Here is a 16,983-nt window from a genome sequence, read left to right on the forward strand (position 1 = left end):
AGAGAAGGGGACAAATCCCAATCTCTCTTTATCTCACGTATGCTCTTGTTATCTCTGTTTTTGAATGTTGTAAACTGAATAAAATTTATATTTTAACTAGAACATAATCACCTCCTTTAGTTTCAAAGGATTACTTAATTAAGCATATAGCAATGCCATAGCCAAGCTTGTCTGAATATGGAGTTACAATCTCCATAGCCTTCCAGGAGTAAAATCTGTCTTCTGTTTTTGTGCCGATGCCATAATTGCCTTCAATCCGATCTCCAACAGAAACGGTGTTGTCCACTTTCACATAAACCTGTCCAAGCAATCCTACTATATTCCATTCAGGGCGTTCTTCACGAGGGACGTAATCTATTTTTTCAATCCACTCAGGGTTTACTTTAGGCAGTTTCTTAACATCACCGGTTTCTGGGTTGACCACATCTTCATATATGTATCCACCGAATTCATTCTTTAAATATCTACCTTGCCAGTGAATATCAGCTCCGCCTAAAATAGTCCCTGCAGTTTCGGAAATTACTCCGTGTACATCTTCACCTTTTCTCGCCGGGCGAATTTTAGCTCCTTCAAGAGTGACAATTGTTCCTGTTGGTATTGCTTTTCCGTCTAGGCTTTCAAAATACTCAGCGTAATCACTGAAAGTGGCTCCGCCATTCATCTTGCCGGTAGATGTTATGTCTCCGTTCCAGGAGTTTAGCATCCATTTGATATTCGCTCTGGACGGGGTAGAACCATATCCACCAACCACCATATAGCGATCATTTGCACCGAGTTTGACTCCTCCCGAAGATAAGATAGTTCGTGAGACATTGTCGCCTTCAATGTGGGATTCGTTTGAAGACATGACTGTGCTACGCGAACCGCTAACGGAACTTGCTCCGGAAGAGGAAAATACTCCTGTTCTAACCCCAGTTGCTTTTGCTCCACCAGTGGTCCCTATAACAGCAGAAGCTTCACCTGATACTTCAGGTTGTCCAGTAGACGCTGCTATTAAGCCGGTGCTAGATTTGGGTGCTCCAGAAGAGGTTGCAATCTTTGTCCCGCCTTTTATATTATTTGGTACAAAAGTGTAATCAACTCCTGCAATTCTGGCAGCCTTTTTGTATTTTTCCACTGAAATTCCCATAAGGCTTACCTGAGAATTAGAACAATATACACCAATACTGTCAGCTTTCCCGTCACCTATTAAACTTGCATTAATAAGCTTTACATTTTCTGTGCCACTGCCAATACGCACGCCGATTCTCGCCGATTCAAAACAATTCACATTTGAAATATTTACATTATCTGATTTTTGATCCCCACCGTATACATAAATGTCAGCTCCAGATGTTTTGAAGTTAGAAATAGAAAGATTGTTTAAATTGATGTTTCTTGATTTAAATTGTGTAGCGATTGCGGGATTTCCTTTGTAATCATAAAAAGGGTCTCCAATTGCGTTAAAGTTTGAAATGTTGACATTTCTGTAAGCTGAGATTACTAGTGCTCGTGGGCTCAACTCTTTATAAAGGTCACTAAAGATTGGAGACTTCGCAGTACAGTTAACAACATTAATGTCGAATGCACTAGTGGAAATTTTATCAGAAGCACGATGAAAGCCGATGTGTCTAAAATCAAATGCACGAATGTCATTCTCTGAGTAGCAGTTGATTAAATTAACGTTTCTTGCTGCAGGCGCTCTATTGTGGGCTTTAACTTCAAAACCTCTGCAGTTTTTTTGACTGTTGCAGTTCACCAGCCATACGTTTCTAGAACCGTCGTCGATTTCAAAACCATTTGAATTTGATGAGCCTTTGTCATGAGCAGACCCATTGGCATTGTATGCGTGACAATTAGTGATGTAGATGTATTCAGAATAGTGAGTTGTGAAGCCATCGTCACCGAAATTAGTTGCAGTACAGTTTTCAATCCAAACATATTTACTGCCCTTCGGTTGATAATAATCAGCGCCATCTGAAGAAGTGTTCCAAATAGGAGAGCTTACATCAAAACCATGAAGACCGGGATTTCGGGCATTGACGTTTCTAACCCGAACAAATTTAGAGTTAACAATACCCACACAGTTTGCATTTGTCCCGTTTGTGATGGTGTTATCCTTTTTGTCTAAATTCCAATCGAGGTCTAAGTCTTCAATTAAGATATATTCGTTTCCGTTAGTATAGTCACTGTTGGTAAGAACGCAAGATGTTCCAGCAGCTGTAGGATGAAGTTTGATAATAGACCCTGATCCAACACCATAGAGTCTGACATAAGAGGGAATATGCAATCCTTGAACCATATAAATACCTGCAGGAACAAAAACTTCTCGCTTCCCACTTGCAAAGGCAGCTTTAAAAGCTTCAGTGTCATCAGTGACACCGTCACCCTTAGCTCCAAAATCCTGAACATTGACACTTCGTCTGATAAATTCATTTAGGACTTTATCAACAATTGTTGCACCGGATGCAGGGATTTTTGAAATGTCTCCAATAGTGTTTGTGATATCTGTTAAGCCAGAATCGACTGTACTTATTACGTTTTTAATATCCTTAGAAGCTTTATCAAAAGCCTCTTGAATATCGTCTGCAGTATATCTAATATTATTTGATTTTAACCCGATAGCATCAATGGGTATCCATTGCTCTGTTTCTTCGTCCATATAACCCATTGTGTTTACAGGAATTAAATTGTCGTTCAATATATACTCCTCCTTATCCTTTTCTAATCCAAACCATACTTCCGTCAGGGGGTTCTACAGAAGGTTTTATCCTCATCTTTTTGGGAGCATTGTTCGTTCTCAACCATACTGACCTGATGTTGTAAGGCTCTACATAGCTAGAAACAATGTTGAAACCATCATACTTATCTGAGACGCTAATATTTATCCAGTCAAAACCATCCCATCGATATTCAATGCCTGTTTCTTTTACAGTGACAGTCCAACCAATTTGAGGGGAAGGATAAGTGCTTAATAAATCCTGATAGGTGTACACAAACGGCAAGTAAATCTTCCTAGTGTTCTCAACTACATACTCATAATCTGATGTTGCTTGTCTGCACCAATTTGTTATTTCAACACATCGCTTGGTGACACGTTCACATTCAGCAATACGTTCGTTGATACGAATAATGGCATCTTCAGCATCATCAATTAAGCCTTGAAGTGTTTCAATTACCATATTTCCTTGCCGTTTAATCCAAATTCTTGAGGCAGGGAAGAAGGATGCACCTTCTCCTTGATATGTAAAAGTAAGTGATTTGCCTTCATTTGAACCATTGAAAAAGACAACTCCCATAAGGTAATCAACCTTAAAGTAGTTGTCTTCTAATTCACCATCTTCAATTTCTCGCCATTCTTTACTGTCACCACTAACCTCGACTCTGTACTCACGGTTAGGTACTTCTGTAAGTAAGACTCGACCATTGTAAACAGTTAAAGTTTCACTAAAGCTTAAATAAGGGTCATCGATTGAACCCTTCCTTTTTTGAGAAAGGGTAGGGTCGTTATAGAGCTGAGGAAAATCCAAACTAAATTCACCGTCCTTTCTTATTGTGTAATTGATTTGAGCAATTCTTCCAAGTGCGCGACTCTCTCTTCTAAACTCTGCAGTCTTTTCTCTCTAAGCTTTTTTCCATTTGCTCCTAACAATTCCCATGATCACTATGTATACAATCGCAATACCAACAGTTACACCCTCAATTTTTATAAAAAAGCTATTCAAAATTATTAATAAAAACGCTAGTACTGACGCAAACCAGTGTATAGATTCATATCTTTTGTCACTCATTGCTGATCCCCTCACTCTTTCTGTTAAACACTTTATATACCAAAATCCATCATGACACAATTTCTACTATGGGATCAAGTGGTAAAATGGTATATAATTTACAAGGTATTTTTAAGTAAAAAAGGGGTATTATCGTATGAAAACGGTCAAGTCTTTGCATAAAAGAAGAATTTTATTTAAAAGTCATCTGTTTAGTGGAAAAATAGTCCATAGAACATTAAAATTGAATGATAAACATCAAAAAAGGAGATGGCCATGAAACTAGATGGATTAGAAATTCTTCATCAGAATATGAAAGAAAACAATTTGGAACGTGTGAAGTTTGATTTTAGAAAAAACGGAAAACTTTTTAAATCGATATTCTTAGCTGATATTGAACCATATAAACTTTTAATCGGTATACGTTCTGAATTGTTTTGCCTTTCCGTGTCCGTAAGTACTGATTATGATATAAAAACTTCCATTGAAAGAGACCAGTACAAGGCTTTAGTTGAGATTTTAGGATTACAGTACGATCCGAATAATCCTTTTAAACCAAAGTACTTTTTCGATGAATTAAATATCCAGATTCCTGAAAGGGTTAATGTTAATTCAAGAGTTGCAATTCATGAAATAGCTGAATTGAATCGTCCATCCTATGAAGATGGAGAGAAGATTTATTTCAAAGGATGGAAGGATAACAATATCAAAGGTGAAAAAGTGAGAAACCTGCAAAAAACTAAAGAGTGTTTAGGTGAAGAAGCCTACCAAATGTGTAAAGAACATAATATTAGCAGTGTTTGGACAAAGCATAAGACTGAATCAAAAGAATTTCATTTGCCTGATGTTGTAGTAGAAAAATAGGGGAGTAAAGACTGAGGTTATCGACGATTTCTTAATGATTGAAAAGGAATCTAATATATATAAATAAAGTGGGCTTTAAAACAAAAAGACGTAACCAATAACGCCTGTTTAGTTTACATGCCTATATGCTTCCCATATATACTTGATGTTTAATTTATTCCCTCTTTGATTACTGTCTGAGCCTGTTATAAATCCTAATTCATTTATGCTTCCGTAGGTAGAGTTTCCGCCAATTAGCGATATTCCCATTTCATTTACCTGATACATATAACCCCCTGTCTCATCAATTAATAGCATTGAATCATTGGAAGACACTGGCCACACTTTCATATGTGTTGGAGTGAAAGGCAGCAATATTTGTTTACTAATTGTTCCATCACCCACATACGTTCCTTTAGCCATCTGAGGAACATCAGAGGATAGCGCATATTCTGAGTGTAGTTTACCCCCAAGAAACTCAGCGTTGCCATCTATGGAACCTATAATGATTCCTTGGTCATTACGTACAGGTATTGTATTAGGCGTGGATAGCGTTGAAGTCGTGTAACCATTTAATGAATCAGCCGATCCCGCAGAAGACACAATCCACTCTTCGCCATTAAAAAGCTCTTGTTTATTAGTCTTTGGATCGATCCAAATCGTTCCCGATTCTGGCGCAATAGGCTTTGTCTCTGTAGATATTGTATAAAGTCCGTTAACTTTTCCATCGAGACTTCCTTTCACTTCAACGGAATTAGAGGGGAGGTAAGGATTTTCGTTTGTATGAAGAGATTTTACAATGTCAGATCCAATAAACTGAGTTATCTCTATGTCTGCATCAACTCGTCGATAGGCTTGAATGCCAATGGTGTAGTACATATTGGAGGGGAGTCCTGTAAATGTAGCAGCTCGTTTGTCATACTTTACATTCTTCAGGTCTTCACTTGCCATCTTTGAGCCGAAAACATACTCTTCATTTTTGTTGCTTCCATGCAGATAAATTTCAAAACCATCAATATTGTATTGATCTTCGTCTGATTCAACATAGTCCCATTGGAAAGTCACATCAACAGAACCGTCATCATTGGTCGTATGTGAAATAGCAGTTCCGTCCTTTGCAATAATGGGGGAGGCTGGTTTAACAGCAATCCTGTCATTACGTCGATTAAAGTTTTCAGTAACCTCATCGTACTTGATTTTCCTTTTGTTTGTCTCAGTGCTGATTTTATTTGTTCGATAAACAGTTTTCAGCATGTTTTCAAAATCCGATGAAGCTCGTTTACCGTTTGAAATTGTAACGCTCAAGCTAGACTGTTCAAAATCAATCGAAATAGCGGTTATTGTTGCTTTTACATCGGTATAGAAGCTTTTTTGTTGTACCCTTACGATATCTCCAAGAGAAAACCTGTCCCAGTTATGTTTTTCACTAATGCAATTGAAAAAGTTAACTAAACTCAATGCCAAATTAACTGCAGGAGCATTTCGATTTTCAAGCTCTTCATTTGTAGCGTCATATAATTCATTCTCATCAAAGATACTGTCGTTCGACCATTCGGCTGTAATAATGTATTTTGAAAGTTCTTTCTGGAGATCAGTGCTGAAGTTCTTTTCAAAAGACAGTTTATCTTTAAGGGCGGTAATCTGTGTTGAAATTTGTGTAATAGAAGCTTGTATTGCTTTAATTTCTTCTTTTTTTGATTCAACTTCTTTTGATTTAGCATCTCTTTGCTTTATTAGATCAGTAGTATCATCGCCGGCTTTACTTGCAACTGTAATCCTGTCCAATATCTTTTGGAAATCAAGCTGCAACGTATATAAGGCATTATTCGATGACGTTTCTTTTTCCTCGGCTTTCTTTTTCTCTTCTAAAAGTTTATAGAATGAGCTACCTTCATTATTAACCAGGTCGTTGTAATCTAAAATTGCATGACAAAGTGCATCAGACATGTAATTGCTTCTTTGAATCACATTTCGCTCCTGATCACGCTGGAAAGGGTAGAGGAAGTATGAAAAATCGTCTATGTATGATTGCCCAGTTGGATTTACGGAGTTGATGCTTAATCCATCTTTACCTGTAGCGTAAATCCTTGTAACGACATCATCCATATCCTCAATGTCATCCAGGGAAATCATATATTGGGCAGGGGTTATTTTGAGTCCCTTATATTTAGACACATCAGATTCTTTGTAAAAATCAACAGTACAGTCAATTGTATTGAAAACAGGAATCGCTTCGAATTTCTCACAAATCGAATACATAAAATCAAGCTTGTTTGAAGAAGAAATATCAAACTGTCTGTATTTTAAATTGAAGAGAGGATCAATAAAACCGATAGACCATTCAGTATTTTTTAGACAGTCGGTAGCGACCTCTTTAAGATTTTTCGAAGTTTCTTCATACTTAATGACACCTTGCTTAGAAAGTACATATTGAAGTGATTTGCATTCAACCTGGATAGTGTCCATATCATTGCTGTATGATTTGGTTTTCTTGACTACTGTAAACCAGATTGTAAGCCCATAAAATTCTGATTTTATTAAGTACCAAGGTCTCAATAGATCAACAACATGATTCCGTTTATTTACACCATCGTAAGTAGCCATTAAAGGAATTGAGAATGTTAATTCGTGTACATTGCTACCGTGATTAAGCGTTACCGTAGGATTGATTATTTCATCAATATTTGCGATCTTTGTTTTATTTGGTTTGGCTAGGGAAAGACGAATATCTTTAATTTCCGTGTCTTTACGAATTGTAATCAAATGTCTAACCCCCTCCTATAAATACTTGTATCTAAATGAAAATCTTAATTTACAATTGCCAGTAACCTTTAATCTGTTTCTTCCGAAGCCCATTCTCAAGTACTGGTCATTAAAATCATCATAGCGTTCATTCCCATAAAGATTGGATTCAATGATTTCTTTTTCGCCATTAATTTTTAAGAGTTCCTTATCTTTTAAGTTGCTGAATATGAATGGTTCAGAGAAATCACTGAGATTTTCGATTTTTATGTCACCATCGCCAGTTTTCAATATTTCTAAAGAGGGGAAGATGTTTACATCGCCTTTATTATGCAACTCAACAATTTCAGAGCCGGAGGATATACCAAATACATGAGTGATTGCATTTCGGCTATAAGCGTAAGGGGAGTTGCATTTCATAGTTAACCGGACGTAGCCATTACGAGCGGCATTATGAACCAAATCAGATGTATCTACAGGCATTGCATAATAAACGATATCAAGGTTTTGGCTAAACGCAAAAGGCTTGAAATCCTCTACACTTAACCAACGTTTAATTGCTCGTACATTCTTTTCATCAAAGTGATCACCGAGATAAAAATTCAATGGGAATTGCTTAGGTTCCTGTTTAACACCTTCAGTGTAGGGTTCAGGCCGACCCTTTACATAAGTTTCATTAACTGTTCTTGAGCCTAAAAACGGTTCTTCAACCAAGCCTGAATCAGTATTAACATTTGTGACTCCATAGTCACTTGATTTTTCGTCATTAAATAAAAAATAGAGGCTTTCTCTAATCAATTTTTATCACCTCAAAAATAAGAAGAGCCAGTAAATATGCTGGCTCATGAGTTGTTGAAATTTATGCCCTTGTTTTTAAGACCATTTGCAAATTTATTGAATACAAAATCAGCTGTTTTCTGAGGATTTCCTGATTCGTTAATGGTGAATTCAACTTTAAAATCATTGTTGTTTATAGTGCCATTTACTGACTTAGCTGTGTCTGGTGGGGAAGAGAGGTTTTGAATGCTCGGTATCAAACTATTAGAAAGACTTGATTGATTAATATTCGGAATTATTGATGGAATAGTGGTGATTCCTTTGTTAATCAAGGCTGCTAATTTCCCACCTTGACCCCATTTAGGCGTCTCTTCACTTGGAGTATTGTTCTCACGTACAGCTTTTACTGTATCCAAGATGTTTGCAGTATCAGTTTTATTAAGGATGAGCTCTTTATCGTGTAGGAAGGCGAGTTTACCTGCGCCGAGTCCTGTTCCTGTATATCCACCTGATGCAAAAGAAGATACCTTTTTTCCAGTTTTATTACCTTTGGTCACAGTATTAAGGGCATTAGAGGCTTCTTTAAGCTTATCGATAAGGTTATTGGAGATGCTTTTCCCTATGGACTCCATATTGCTGTTAATGAACTTAGAGAATTCATTCAGTTGCTTAGCAATATCAGTAATCTTTCCGTCCATCAGCTTCTTCTCAAGTTCCTTGAATCCACGCTCATCATTAACGAGATCATCATATTTCTTGTTAATTGAATCTTCATCTTTTTGAAGCTGATCTTGTAACGATTCTTTTCGTTTACTGTTTTCACGATCTTTAAGAAACTCATCTAATGCTTCTTGCTGTTCTTGAAGTTGCTTTTCTAAGTCTTTTACCTGTGATTTTGCTTCATCTGAGTCATCAAGGGATAGTTTGTTTAGCTTATCTTTGGTTTCCTGAATAGCCTGATTCTTTTCTTTGAGTTCTTTTTGGTATTTATCTTCATCATCAGTTTTATCAATCTCATCAATCAAGTCCTGCGTAGCTTTTTGGTGCGCTTTTAATTCAATATCTCGCATCTTTTCGTACATCTCTTTATAGATGGAGACAACTTCGTCAGCAAGGGATTTGTACACATCTTTGATTGATTTCTTTGTGTTGTAAAGCTCCAGATTGTAATCCTTCTGCTTGTCTTTCCAGTTTTCTATCTCTTCAGTAATTTGTTTCTGAATATCTGGAAATCCTTTTGCAGCTTTCTTTTGAGCTTCCAACTGTTTGATATACTTCTTCGCTTCAGTCTGTTGCTGCTGAATAAGTTTAATCTGTTGGCTATAATATTTAACCTTGTCTTCATCTTCTTCGGTCATGGATATTTTGTTGCTAACATCTTTAAGCTTAGATTCAGTTTTCTTGGTGGATTTCTCAATACCGTTAAGCGTTTCGTCAACCTTAGATTGGATGAGCTGTCCCTGAAGTTCTCTTACTTCTTCTTGGAAATTGATGAGATCAATCTTAGCTTGTTTTAATTCTTCAGCAAGTTGCGCTCTTTGGGCAGAGTTCAGAGTTTTGTTTGTTTTGATCTCTTTTTCAATAAAAGAAACCTTCTGACTCTGGATCTTTTGCTGTTCAGTTAAAGCTTTTTTCTGATCGTTTGTATACTTGCGGAATTCTTTACTGTCGCTCAGATAATGACTAGCGAGTGCTTTGTCTTTAGCGATTCTTACATCAAAATCACCAATACGTTTGTCATATTCATCGAGCTTCGATTGAACGATCTCATATCTGAGTTCTTGGATCTGATCGTTTACTGAATCAATATCACCTTGGAGGGAGAGAAGATCGGATTTAGCTTGCGCTATTGCTTGCTGTCGTTCTGCTTCAGCTTGAGATGCATCTGAAATAGATGTACCGACACCTTTTAAATACTTCTCGGGGTCAATGGTCTTTCCGTTTTCCTCAATTTGAAGATGAAGGTGATTTCCTGTTGAATTACCCGTACTACCAACTTTACCGATGGTCTGGCCAGCTTTAACAGTTTGACCGGCTTTAACAGAAGGGGTATCAAGCATATGCATATACTTAGCAACTTTTCCATCATCCTGCTGAATGACAACCCAGTTACCGGCAGTTTTACTATAACCAGCAATTTGAACTTTTCCACTTTGAACCGATTTAATTGCGGTTCCAGCTTTCGCTGCGAAGTCGATACCTTTATGTGGGGTGGATCGGTAAGCGCCATCTTGCGCATTATATTTAGAACTTATTCTAAAAGCGCTGTTCTTCGTGTAGTAGCTTGCAATGGAGGAATTAGCAGAAGTCATTGACTTGGTGTAGTTTGACATGATCTTCTGAACATAATTCTGTGTTTCTTTGAAGGGAGGGACTCCACCATATTTAATTACATTACCAGGACCTGCGTTATAAGCAGCAAGTGCTTTCTCAACATTGCCACCAAATTTGCTTAGTTGTTGGGCTAAATATTTCGTGCCGCCCATAATGCTCTGATAAGGATCATAAACATTGTTTACGCCTAAGCTTTTAGCAGTGGCAGGCATCAACTGCATTAATCCGGCAGCGCCTGCTCCAGAACGAGCTCTTGCATTGAATCCTGATTCTTGTTGGATTACAGCTGCAATTAGAGCTGGATCAACACCGTATTTGCTTGCGGCAGAATTAATGTAGCTGGAGTATTTACCGGAGTAAGACCCGTTACCGGAAGAATAAGAACCACCAGAAGATGAACCAGAGGAAAGGGAAGAGGTAACTATACCGTATTGTGCAATGTTCCCTGACTTAATTTGATCCTTGAGGAGTTTGGCTTGCTCCTGCATAAGCTTTTTCTTTTGTTGAAGAGCTTTAATTTCTTTCTGCAGGGCATTTCGATAACTTTGGGAATACTTTGGATAGTCGTTTACTTGCTTATTGTACTTTTCGACTTCAGCATTAACTTTCTCCAGAGCTTCCTTGTATTTATCAGCCACGTACATGGACGTTTTGGTTTCTTCATTTGCTTTCTCTTGCTCGTCTGTCCATTTTTCAAGGGAAGTACCTGATTCTATTAACGCTTGTTTGTTTGTTTCCTGAGTAGACGTAGCTTCTTCGGATGCTGAGATGTAGGATTTAAGAGCAGCTCTAACGCTATCCATTGCAGAGATTTGGCTGTTAGAAAATCCACCCGGTTGCAACATTTTTTCTTCAAGCTTATGTAATTCTTTCTTCGCATCAGCTACATTATTAATTGATTTAACTTCAAGCTGAGACAATTCTGCCTCGGATATATCGAGCTTACGCTCTCTCCGAAGCTTTCTAAGGCTGTCAATTCGTAAAGAATCAGCGTTTAAGGTTTTAATGGCATTATTGACTTCAGTTTTCATTAGCTTATTGCTATATTGAACCATGTCATTATAGGCATCAAGCTTAACTTTTCGCTGACGAATTACTTCATCACGGTTAACCTTAATAACACCATTTTCATAACTTATTGCTTTGGCTAATTCTTTATCTTTTTGGATTAGAGCATTAGCTTCATTGGCAGAAATGCTCTTTCCTTCAGCCATTTTTTCTAAAAGTTCATTTAAAGGGGCAACTTGTTCTTTGGTGTTATTAAAAATATCCCCGTTAAGAATGCCTTGAACAGAGTCAAACTGCATTGATTCTGACATGCCTTTGATTACATCTTTAATCTGACTGATATCATTTGCATCAAGTGCTTCTTTGAGCTTTTGACCAAAATCTTCAGCTTCATTACCTGCTTCAGCAAGAGTTTCCCCTAAATCACCAACTTCCGATTTAACAGAAGAAATGGCCTTATCTCCATCTTTAATGTTCTTTTGTGCCTTATCAAAACTCAACTTAAAGATATCAATAGAAGAACCGGATTTTGAATAGGTCTCCAAAAGGGTTTGAAGATCTTTTTTTGCGCTATCAAATGCTTTTTCATCGTTTGAATTCAACGCTGTTTGCATTTTCTCTTGGAGTTTACCCAGTGCAGAAGAGAATTTATCAAGATCATCAGGATTCAAATCATCTTTTAGAGTGAGTTTGCCAACAATGTCATTGATACTCGTCTTTAAAGTGTTGCTGATATCTATAGAACTGTATGCTTGGGCGATTGAGAGCACACTATCTCTAACCTTTGCATTTCCACTTGCGATATCGGACTGCGCTTTAAGCATTCCTTGTTTCGCTTTATCAGCTGCAATTTTATAATCGTCATCATCAGCAAGGAAGTCCCATTTTGGTCTACCTTTATCATTATAATCAGCAATTTGTTTGTACTGCTTCAGTTCATCCTTAGACTTTTTGATTTCTTTAGCAGCGTCTTCGAATGTTTTCTTAGCACTATCTTTAGTTTCCGTCTTTTTAAGTTCAAGATATTCTTTAGTATTTGCAATAGCCTCTTCTAAAGCTTTATTACTTTTTAAAATAGCATTTCCTTGAGAATCATAACCTTGAATTAAAGCGGGAAAGGTCTGAGCCAATTGCTGAGTAACTTGAAGGTATTCTTGTTCTTCGTCTGATGAAAGGGTTCTTGATTCCTTAGCTTTTTGAAGCTCTTTGTACTGTTTGATCAGTTTATCTGTGGAGTCTTTGTTGGTTGTAATTGCTTCAACATTAGTCTGTTGACTCTGTTCAAAATCATCTTTAGCTTTTTTGGCATCTGCGAATGATGAAACTACGCTTTCTAAAGCCCAACCCAACGCAGCAAGTGCGCCTCCAACCACTGTAGAAACCAAAAGCCCTCTAAGAGCAGTTTTCAAAACCCTTGATGCAACAGCAGCACGGGTCATACCTGCTTCTAATCCGATGCTAGCTAAAGTTTCTTGTCTCATTGCTTTTGAACCTAATATAAGAGTAGTAGCTAAAATTCGAGTGTTTTTACTGAGTAATAATGTAGCAGTGCTAATCGTTACAAAAAGAGGGGGGAGGAAACCAACAGTGTTAATTATTCCAGTAGATGCTTTTAACAAAGAACCCAGAGCTTGAGTGAACTCAATCAATCCGTCGCTAATAAAGGCATCCGATGAAGCTATAGCCAATTCGGTGAAATTGTTTTGAAGTTTATTTAATCTTGCTTGTAAGCTATCTGCGTATTTCTGTTGTTCGCTCCAAGCGCTACCTGCAGAATTAGAAGCAGTTGTTGCGGCATTTTGAGCGATAGAGAAGTTGTTCATTAAGGCATTAAATCGAGACAATTGATGGATATTTGCAACGCCAATAGAAGTGTTTTGTCTTTGAGCATCAGTTAATGTGTTCCATTTGGCTGCTACCTCATTAATCAACTCACTCGCAGATTTTGCTTCTCCACCTGCAGTCTTTACAGAAATTCCGATTTCATCCAACGCTTTGATTGCGCTTCGGTTGTTTCCTATACGGGCAAAAATAGTTTTAAGTGAGTTACCAACAACGTTTCCTGATTCACGAGTGGTACTTGCAATTGCTGTAGTATAACCAATCAGATCGTTTAATTCAACGCCGAAAGTCGAAGCGGTGCTTCCTGCTTTTCGAATAGAATTGGCTAGATCAAGAGTAGTTACTGCGTAATTGTTATCCACTTCATTTAGCTTGTCTGCAATTGAAATTGTATCATTGGCTGCAATATTGAAGTTTAACATTGCGGCAGTTAAAGTGTTAACTGTGTCATCAGGAGTTAAGTCAGAGACGTTTTGTAGAACCTGAGCGGTTTTTGTTAGGGTGGACAATTCACTTTCATCGAAGCCCATACGCCCGAAATCACCGGTCATTTGGAGAATGTCAGTGATTTTGTTTGAAAGTGTGTCACCTAAATCGATTGACTCTTGAAGAAGTTCATTGTACTTGTAATCAGGCTCATTCATCACACGTCTGATGTTTGTCATTAGAGTATCAATTTCAACAGCCTGAGATACCATTTCCTTGAGTCCAGATATAGCACCGTAGAACAAAGAACCGGAGATTAAATATGTAGACATACTTTTGAAAGCTTGAGTTAGCTCCGCACCAAAGGAAGAGGCTTGACTAGCGGCTGCTTGAGCATTTGAAGCTAATTCCCTGAATTGCATGTTCAAGCTTTGCATTTGAGATCTGATATTGCTTCCGCCGGCACTTACGTTAAGACTATTAACTGCATTCAGATATTCTTGGATGGCTTGCCTATTTCCAGCACCCATCGTATCGCCATAACGAGTATTAAGGTTTTGTACGTTTACCTGCGCTTGGCGTTGATACAACTCAATAGTTTTTCTGAGTTCATTATTTTTCGCCACAGCAGCAGACTTATCATCGAGCATCTTAATTCTGTTTTGTAATGCTTCAATTTGTTGAGCTGTTTGAGCAGTATTTAATTTCCGTCCAAGGGAAGAGAGGGTGGTGTCAGTTACAATTCCTTGCTGTCTAAGTTTTTCTAAATCCAGCTTTAATTGTTCAATTGCTTTTCGTTGCTGATCATAGTTCGTTGTTACTTTTGATGTAGTAGCGTTTGTTTTTGGGTCAGTTGTATAAGTAATATCATCGAAGCCATTTCGATTCTTTTGAGTAACCTTCGTTGTTTGTCCTTGAGAATTCTTCTGTTCTGTTCTTTTCTGTACCTGACCTAGTTTTTCAGTCGCTTGAGCAAGCCTGTTAACTTCTTGCGTTTGTTCGCGTAATGATTGATTGCGATTGTCTATGGTCTTTGTCTCACGCTGAATGATTTCGCCATTTTTCTTATACTGCTGCGTTAACTTTTCAACAGTACCATCAGCATTTCTGGTAATCGTTGTAGTTTCTTTAACTGTTTGGTTGAAGGATTTGAGATGTTTTTGGTAAGTGTCAACCGCAGAGGAGAAGTCGTTGAGAGTCTTTAAAGCAGAGGCATCAATATTGGTCTTTAAATTAAGGGAATTAAGCTTTTTCTCTAAAGATTTAATTTGCTGATTTAACTGTTCGACAGTCTTTGAGGAGGTATCAGCTTTGGGGGTCAATATTATTTTTAAATCCTGACTCAAAAATAGTCACATCCTTTCAAGTAGGCTAAATTAACACAAATAAAAAAGCCACTCAAATTATTGAGCGACTGTACTTGTTTTCTTGATAATTACATCCATGACACCTTGCCAATACTCAGCGTTTTTTAAAGCTTGCTGTATGATATTTCCGTCTTTTTTATAACCTTGAGGCTCATATCCATCATCCTCGCGAGAAGGGAGGAAGTGGATATAGTGTATAGGGTTTTTGAGGTTTTCGACCGTAATTTTAAGCGTAATCGACTTCACCATTTCTGTTTGAGTAGAGGAGGCTGACAAACCACCAATTGCTGCACCGATTCCACCACCTAATAATCCTCCAGCAATAATCCCTGATTTGGCAACCTTCGAAATCACCTGGTCATCCAGTGAGATTTCAGATTGAATAATTTGGGCAAAAGGGACAACATACTCGTTTATTTCTTCGCCATTAAGCTGGTATACTTTGAGAGTTTCTTTATCTTCATTGTAAGCAATCTTTGTTTTATAAGTGCTAAAGAAATTATCAGGATTATATTCGCTATCGTAGGCTTTTAGCATTTCAGCATTTTTTCTAATCTTTTCAGCAAGAGCTGCGTTTTTTATTCTGTAAGGTTCGAGCGCTAAATAGGCCAATCCTCCAATTATTAAGCAAACCCCCAGAGGTCTCCAACCATCCATCAAACAGAAGAAAAGGCTGAATAAAAAATAGCCACCATAAGCCATAATCTTATAACCCATCCAACCACCACCAGTATTATTTTCCTACATTATATCATGATTTCCAAAAGTGTAGAACCAACAAAGGGGGCAGAAATGAAGCATTAATTCTTCTCTATTTCGGACTTTACTTGTTCCAACAGGCTTCTGTATTGAATTGCGCGTGATCGACAAGTTCTACTACTATCCATACCATAGGTAATGCCATAAAATATCCCTACAGAAAACATAATTCCAATAGTAACCGATGCCATGGTGGGTTTACCTTCGTTAGCATAAGCGAAGTAGTATACAAGATATGTTACGAATAAGGTGCTTACCGATGTTAAGCCTGGTACAATCTTTGAATTATCGAAATACTCTTCGATATCCTTCATTCTTGCTATAGCTAAAATTAAAGTGTCGAGATCTAAGCCTCTTATTCGTTGAAGTTCAGCTTTTTTATCTTTAGTTGACCAATATCCAAGACGGTCACTAATGTAAGAGGCTATTTCGTTGTTTTTCCATTTAAATAAGACTTCTTCCAAGGATTTTGCTTGTTTTATATAAAAGGTGTCCTTTTTCCAGAAAGGCCACACCTTATAAATCTTTACTTCAATTTGTGATGACGGTAAAGACTCTTTTTCATTCTTTTTGTCAGCCTTAGCTTGTTCAAGAAGGGTTTTAAAGTACGTAGCTGTTGTCATCACTCGTATATCTAATATAACAGCACTTAGCAGTGTGAATACACAAACTATCAAATAAATGAAATAAACTTCGCTTCCAATTGGTAGTGTATTCATAAATATAAATTTAAGTGACCCAAGTGATAAACTTAATATACATAAAATAAACATTGCATATTTGGAATAGAAAAACCCTGATTCAATTCGTGCCATCTTAGCTATTCCAGAAGTAATATCTTTATCACTCAGCTGTTTTAGATATTCAAACTTCTGCCACTGTTGCTCGGAATTGAGGCTCTCGTTTGAAGGAAACTCTTTACGGATAAATCTAATTAATTTTCTTAATTTTGGTGTTGTAATCAGCGACTCTATAATTTCGATAAATTCCACCAATATTCACCTCGATAATATTATCGGTTAAATATGGATTTACTTAAGCGATTCTGTGCCAAGGTTTGAAAATGCTATCCATTGAGTGCATGAATTTTACACGTAAGCAAAACCCCTCATTTGAAGGATCTTGATTCTGCATAA

8 protein-coding genes are annotated in these 16,983 nt (G+C 37.4%); 1 reads left to right on the forward strand and 7 read right to left on the reverse strand.

What is annotated here, in order from left to right:
* Window positions 1-130: 130 nt before the first annotated feature.
* Window positions 131-2,680, reverse strand: a complete 2,550-nt coding sequence (locus NYE36_RS09335; RefSeq protein WP_095353054.1) for a peptidase G2 autoproteolytic cleavage domain-containing protein — start codon at window positions 2,678-2,680, stop codon at window positions 131-133.
* Window positions 2,681-2,693: 13 nt separating this feature from the next.
* Window positions 2,694-3,509, reverse strand: coding sequence for a hypothetical protein (locus tag NYE36_RS09340; RefSeq protein ID WP_095353056.1), 816 nt, complete (start codon window positions 3,507-3,509; stop codon window positions 2,694-2,696).
* 516 nt (window positions 3,510-4,025) lie between these two features.
* Here NYE36_RS09340 and NYE36_RS09345 point away from each other — a divergent pair.
* Window positions 4,026-4,613, forward strand: a complete 588-nt coding sequence (locus NYE36_RS09345) for a DUF6037 family protein (protein WP_069007067.1) — start codon at window positions 4,026-4,028, stop codon at window positions 4,611-4,613.
* Between the two features lie 108 nt (window positions 4,614-4,721).
* Here NYE36_RS09345 and NYE36_RS09350 read toward each other — a convergent pair whose 3' ends face one another.
* From NYE36_RS09350 to NYE36_RS09370, 5 genes are all read right to left on the reverse strand, one after another.
* Complete coding sequence (locus NYE36_RS09350) at window positions 4,722-7,355, reverse strand: phage tail protein (protein WP_327973077.1); 2,634 nt, start codon at window positions 7,353-7,355, stop codon at window positions 4,722-4,724.
* Window positions 7,356-7,370: 15 nt separating this feature from the next.
* Window positions 7,371-8,132, reverse strand: coding sequence for a phage tail domain-containing protein (locus tag NYE36_RS09355; protein ID WP_327973078.1), 762 nt, complete (start codon window positions 8,130-8,132; stop codon window positions 7,371-7,373).
* Window positions 8,133-8,176: 44 nt separating this feature from the next.
* Window positions 8,177-15,067, reverse strand: coding sequence for a phage tail tape measure protein (locus tag NYE36_RS09360; protein WP_327973080.1), 6,891 nt, complete (start codon window positions 15,065-15,067; stop codon window positions 8,177-8,179).
* A gap of 57 nt (window positions 15,068-15,124) precedes the next feature.
* Window positions 15,125-15,805 (reverse strand): immunity protein, encoded by a 681-nt coding sequence (locus NYE36_RS09365; RefSeq protein WP_124692888.1) that lies wholly within the window; start codon window positions 15,803-15,805, stop codon window positions 15,125-15,127.
* An 83-nt stretch (window positions 15,806-15,888) separates the two neighbouring features.
* Window positions 15,889-16,839, reverse strand: coding sequence for a hypothetical protein (locus NYE36_RS09370; protein ID WP_241158056.1), 951 nt, complete (start codon window positions 16,837-16,839; stop codon window positions 15,889-15,891).
* Window positions 16,840-16,983 lie beyond the last annotated feature (144 nt).

Origin of the sequence: Bacillus sp. FSL R5-0593, assembly GCF_038603755.1 — a bacterium.
GTDB lineage: Bacteria > Bacillota > Bacilli > Bacillales > Bacillaceae > Bacillus > Bacillus velezensis.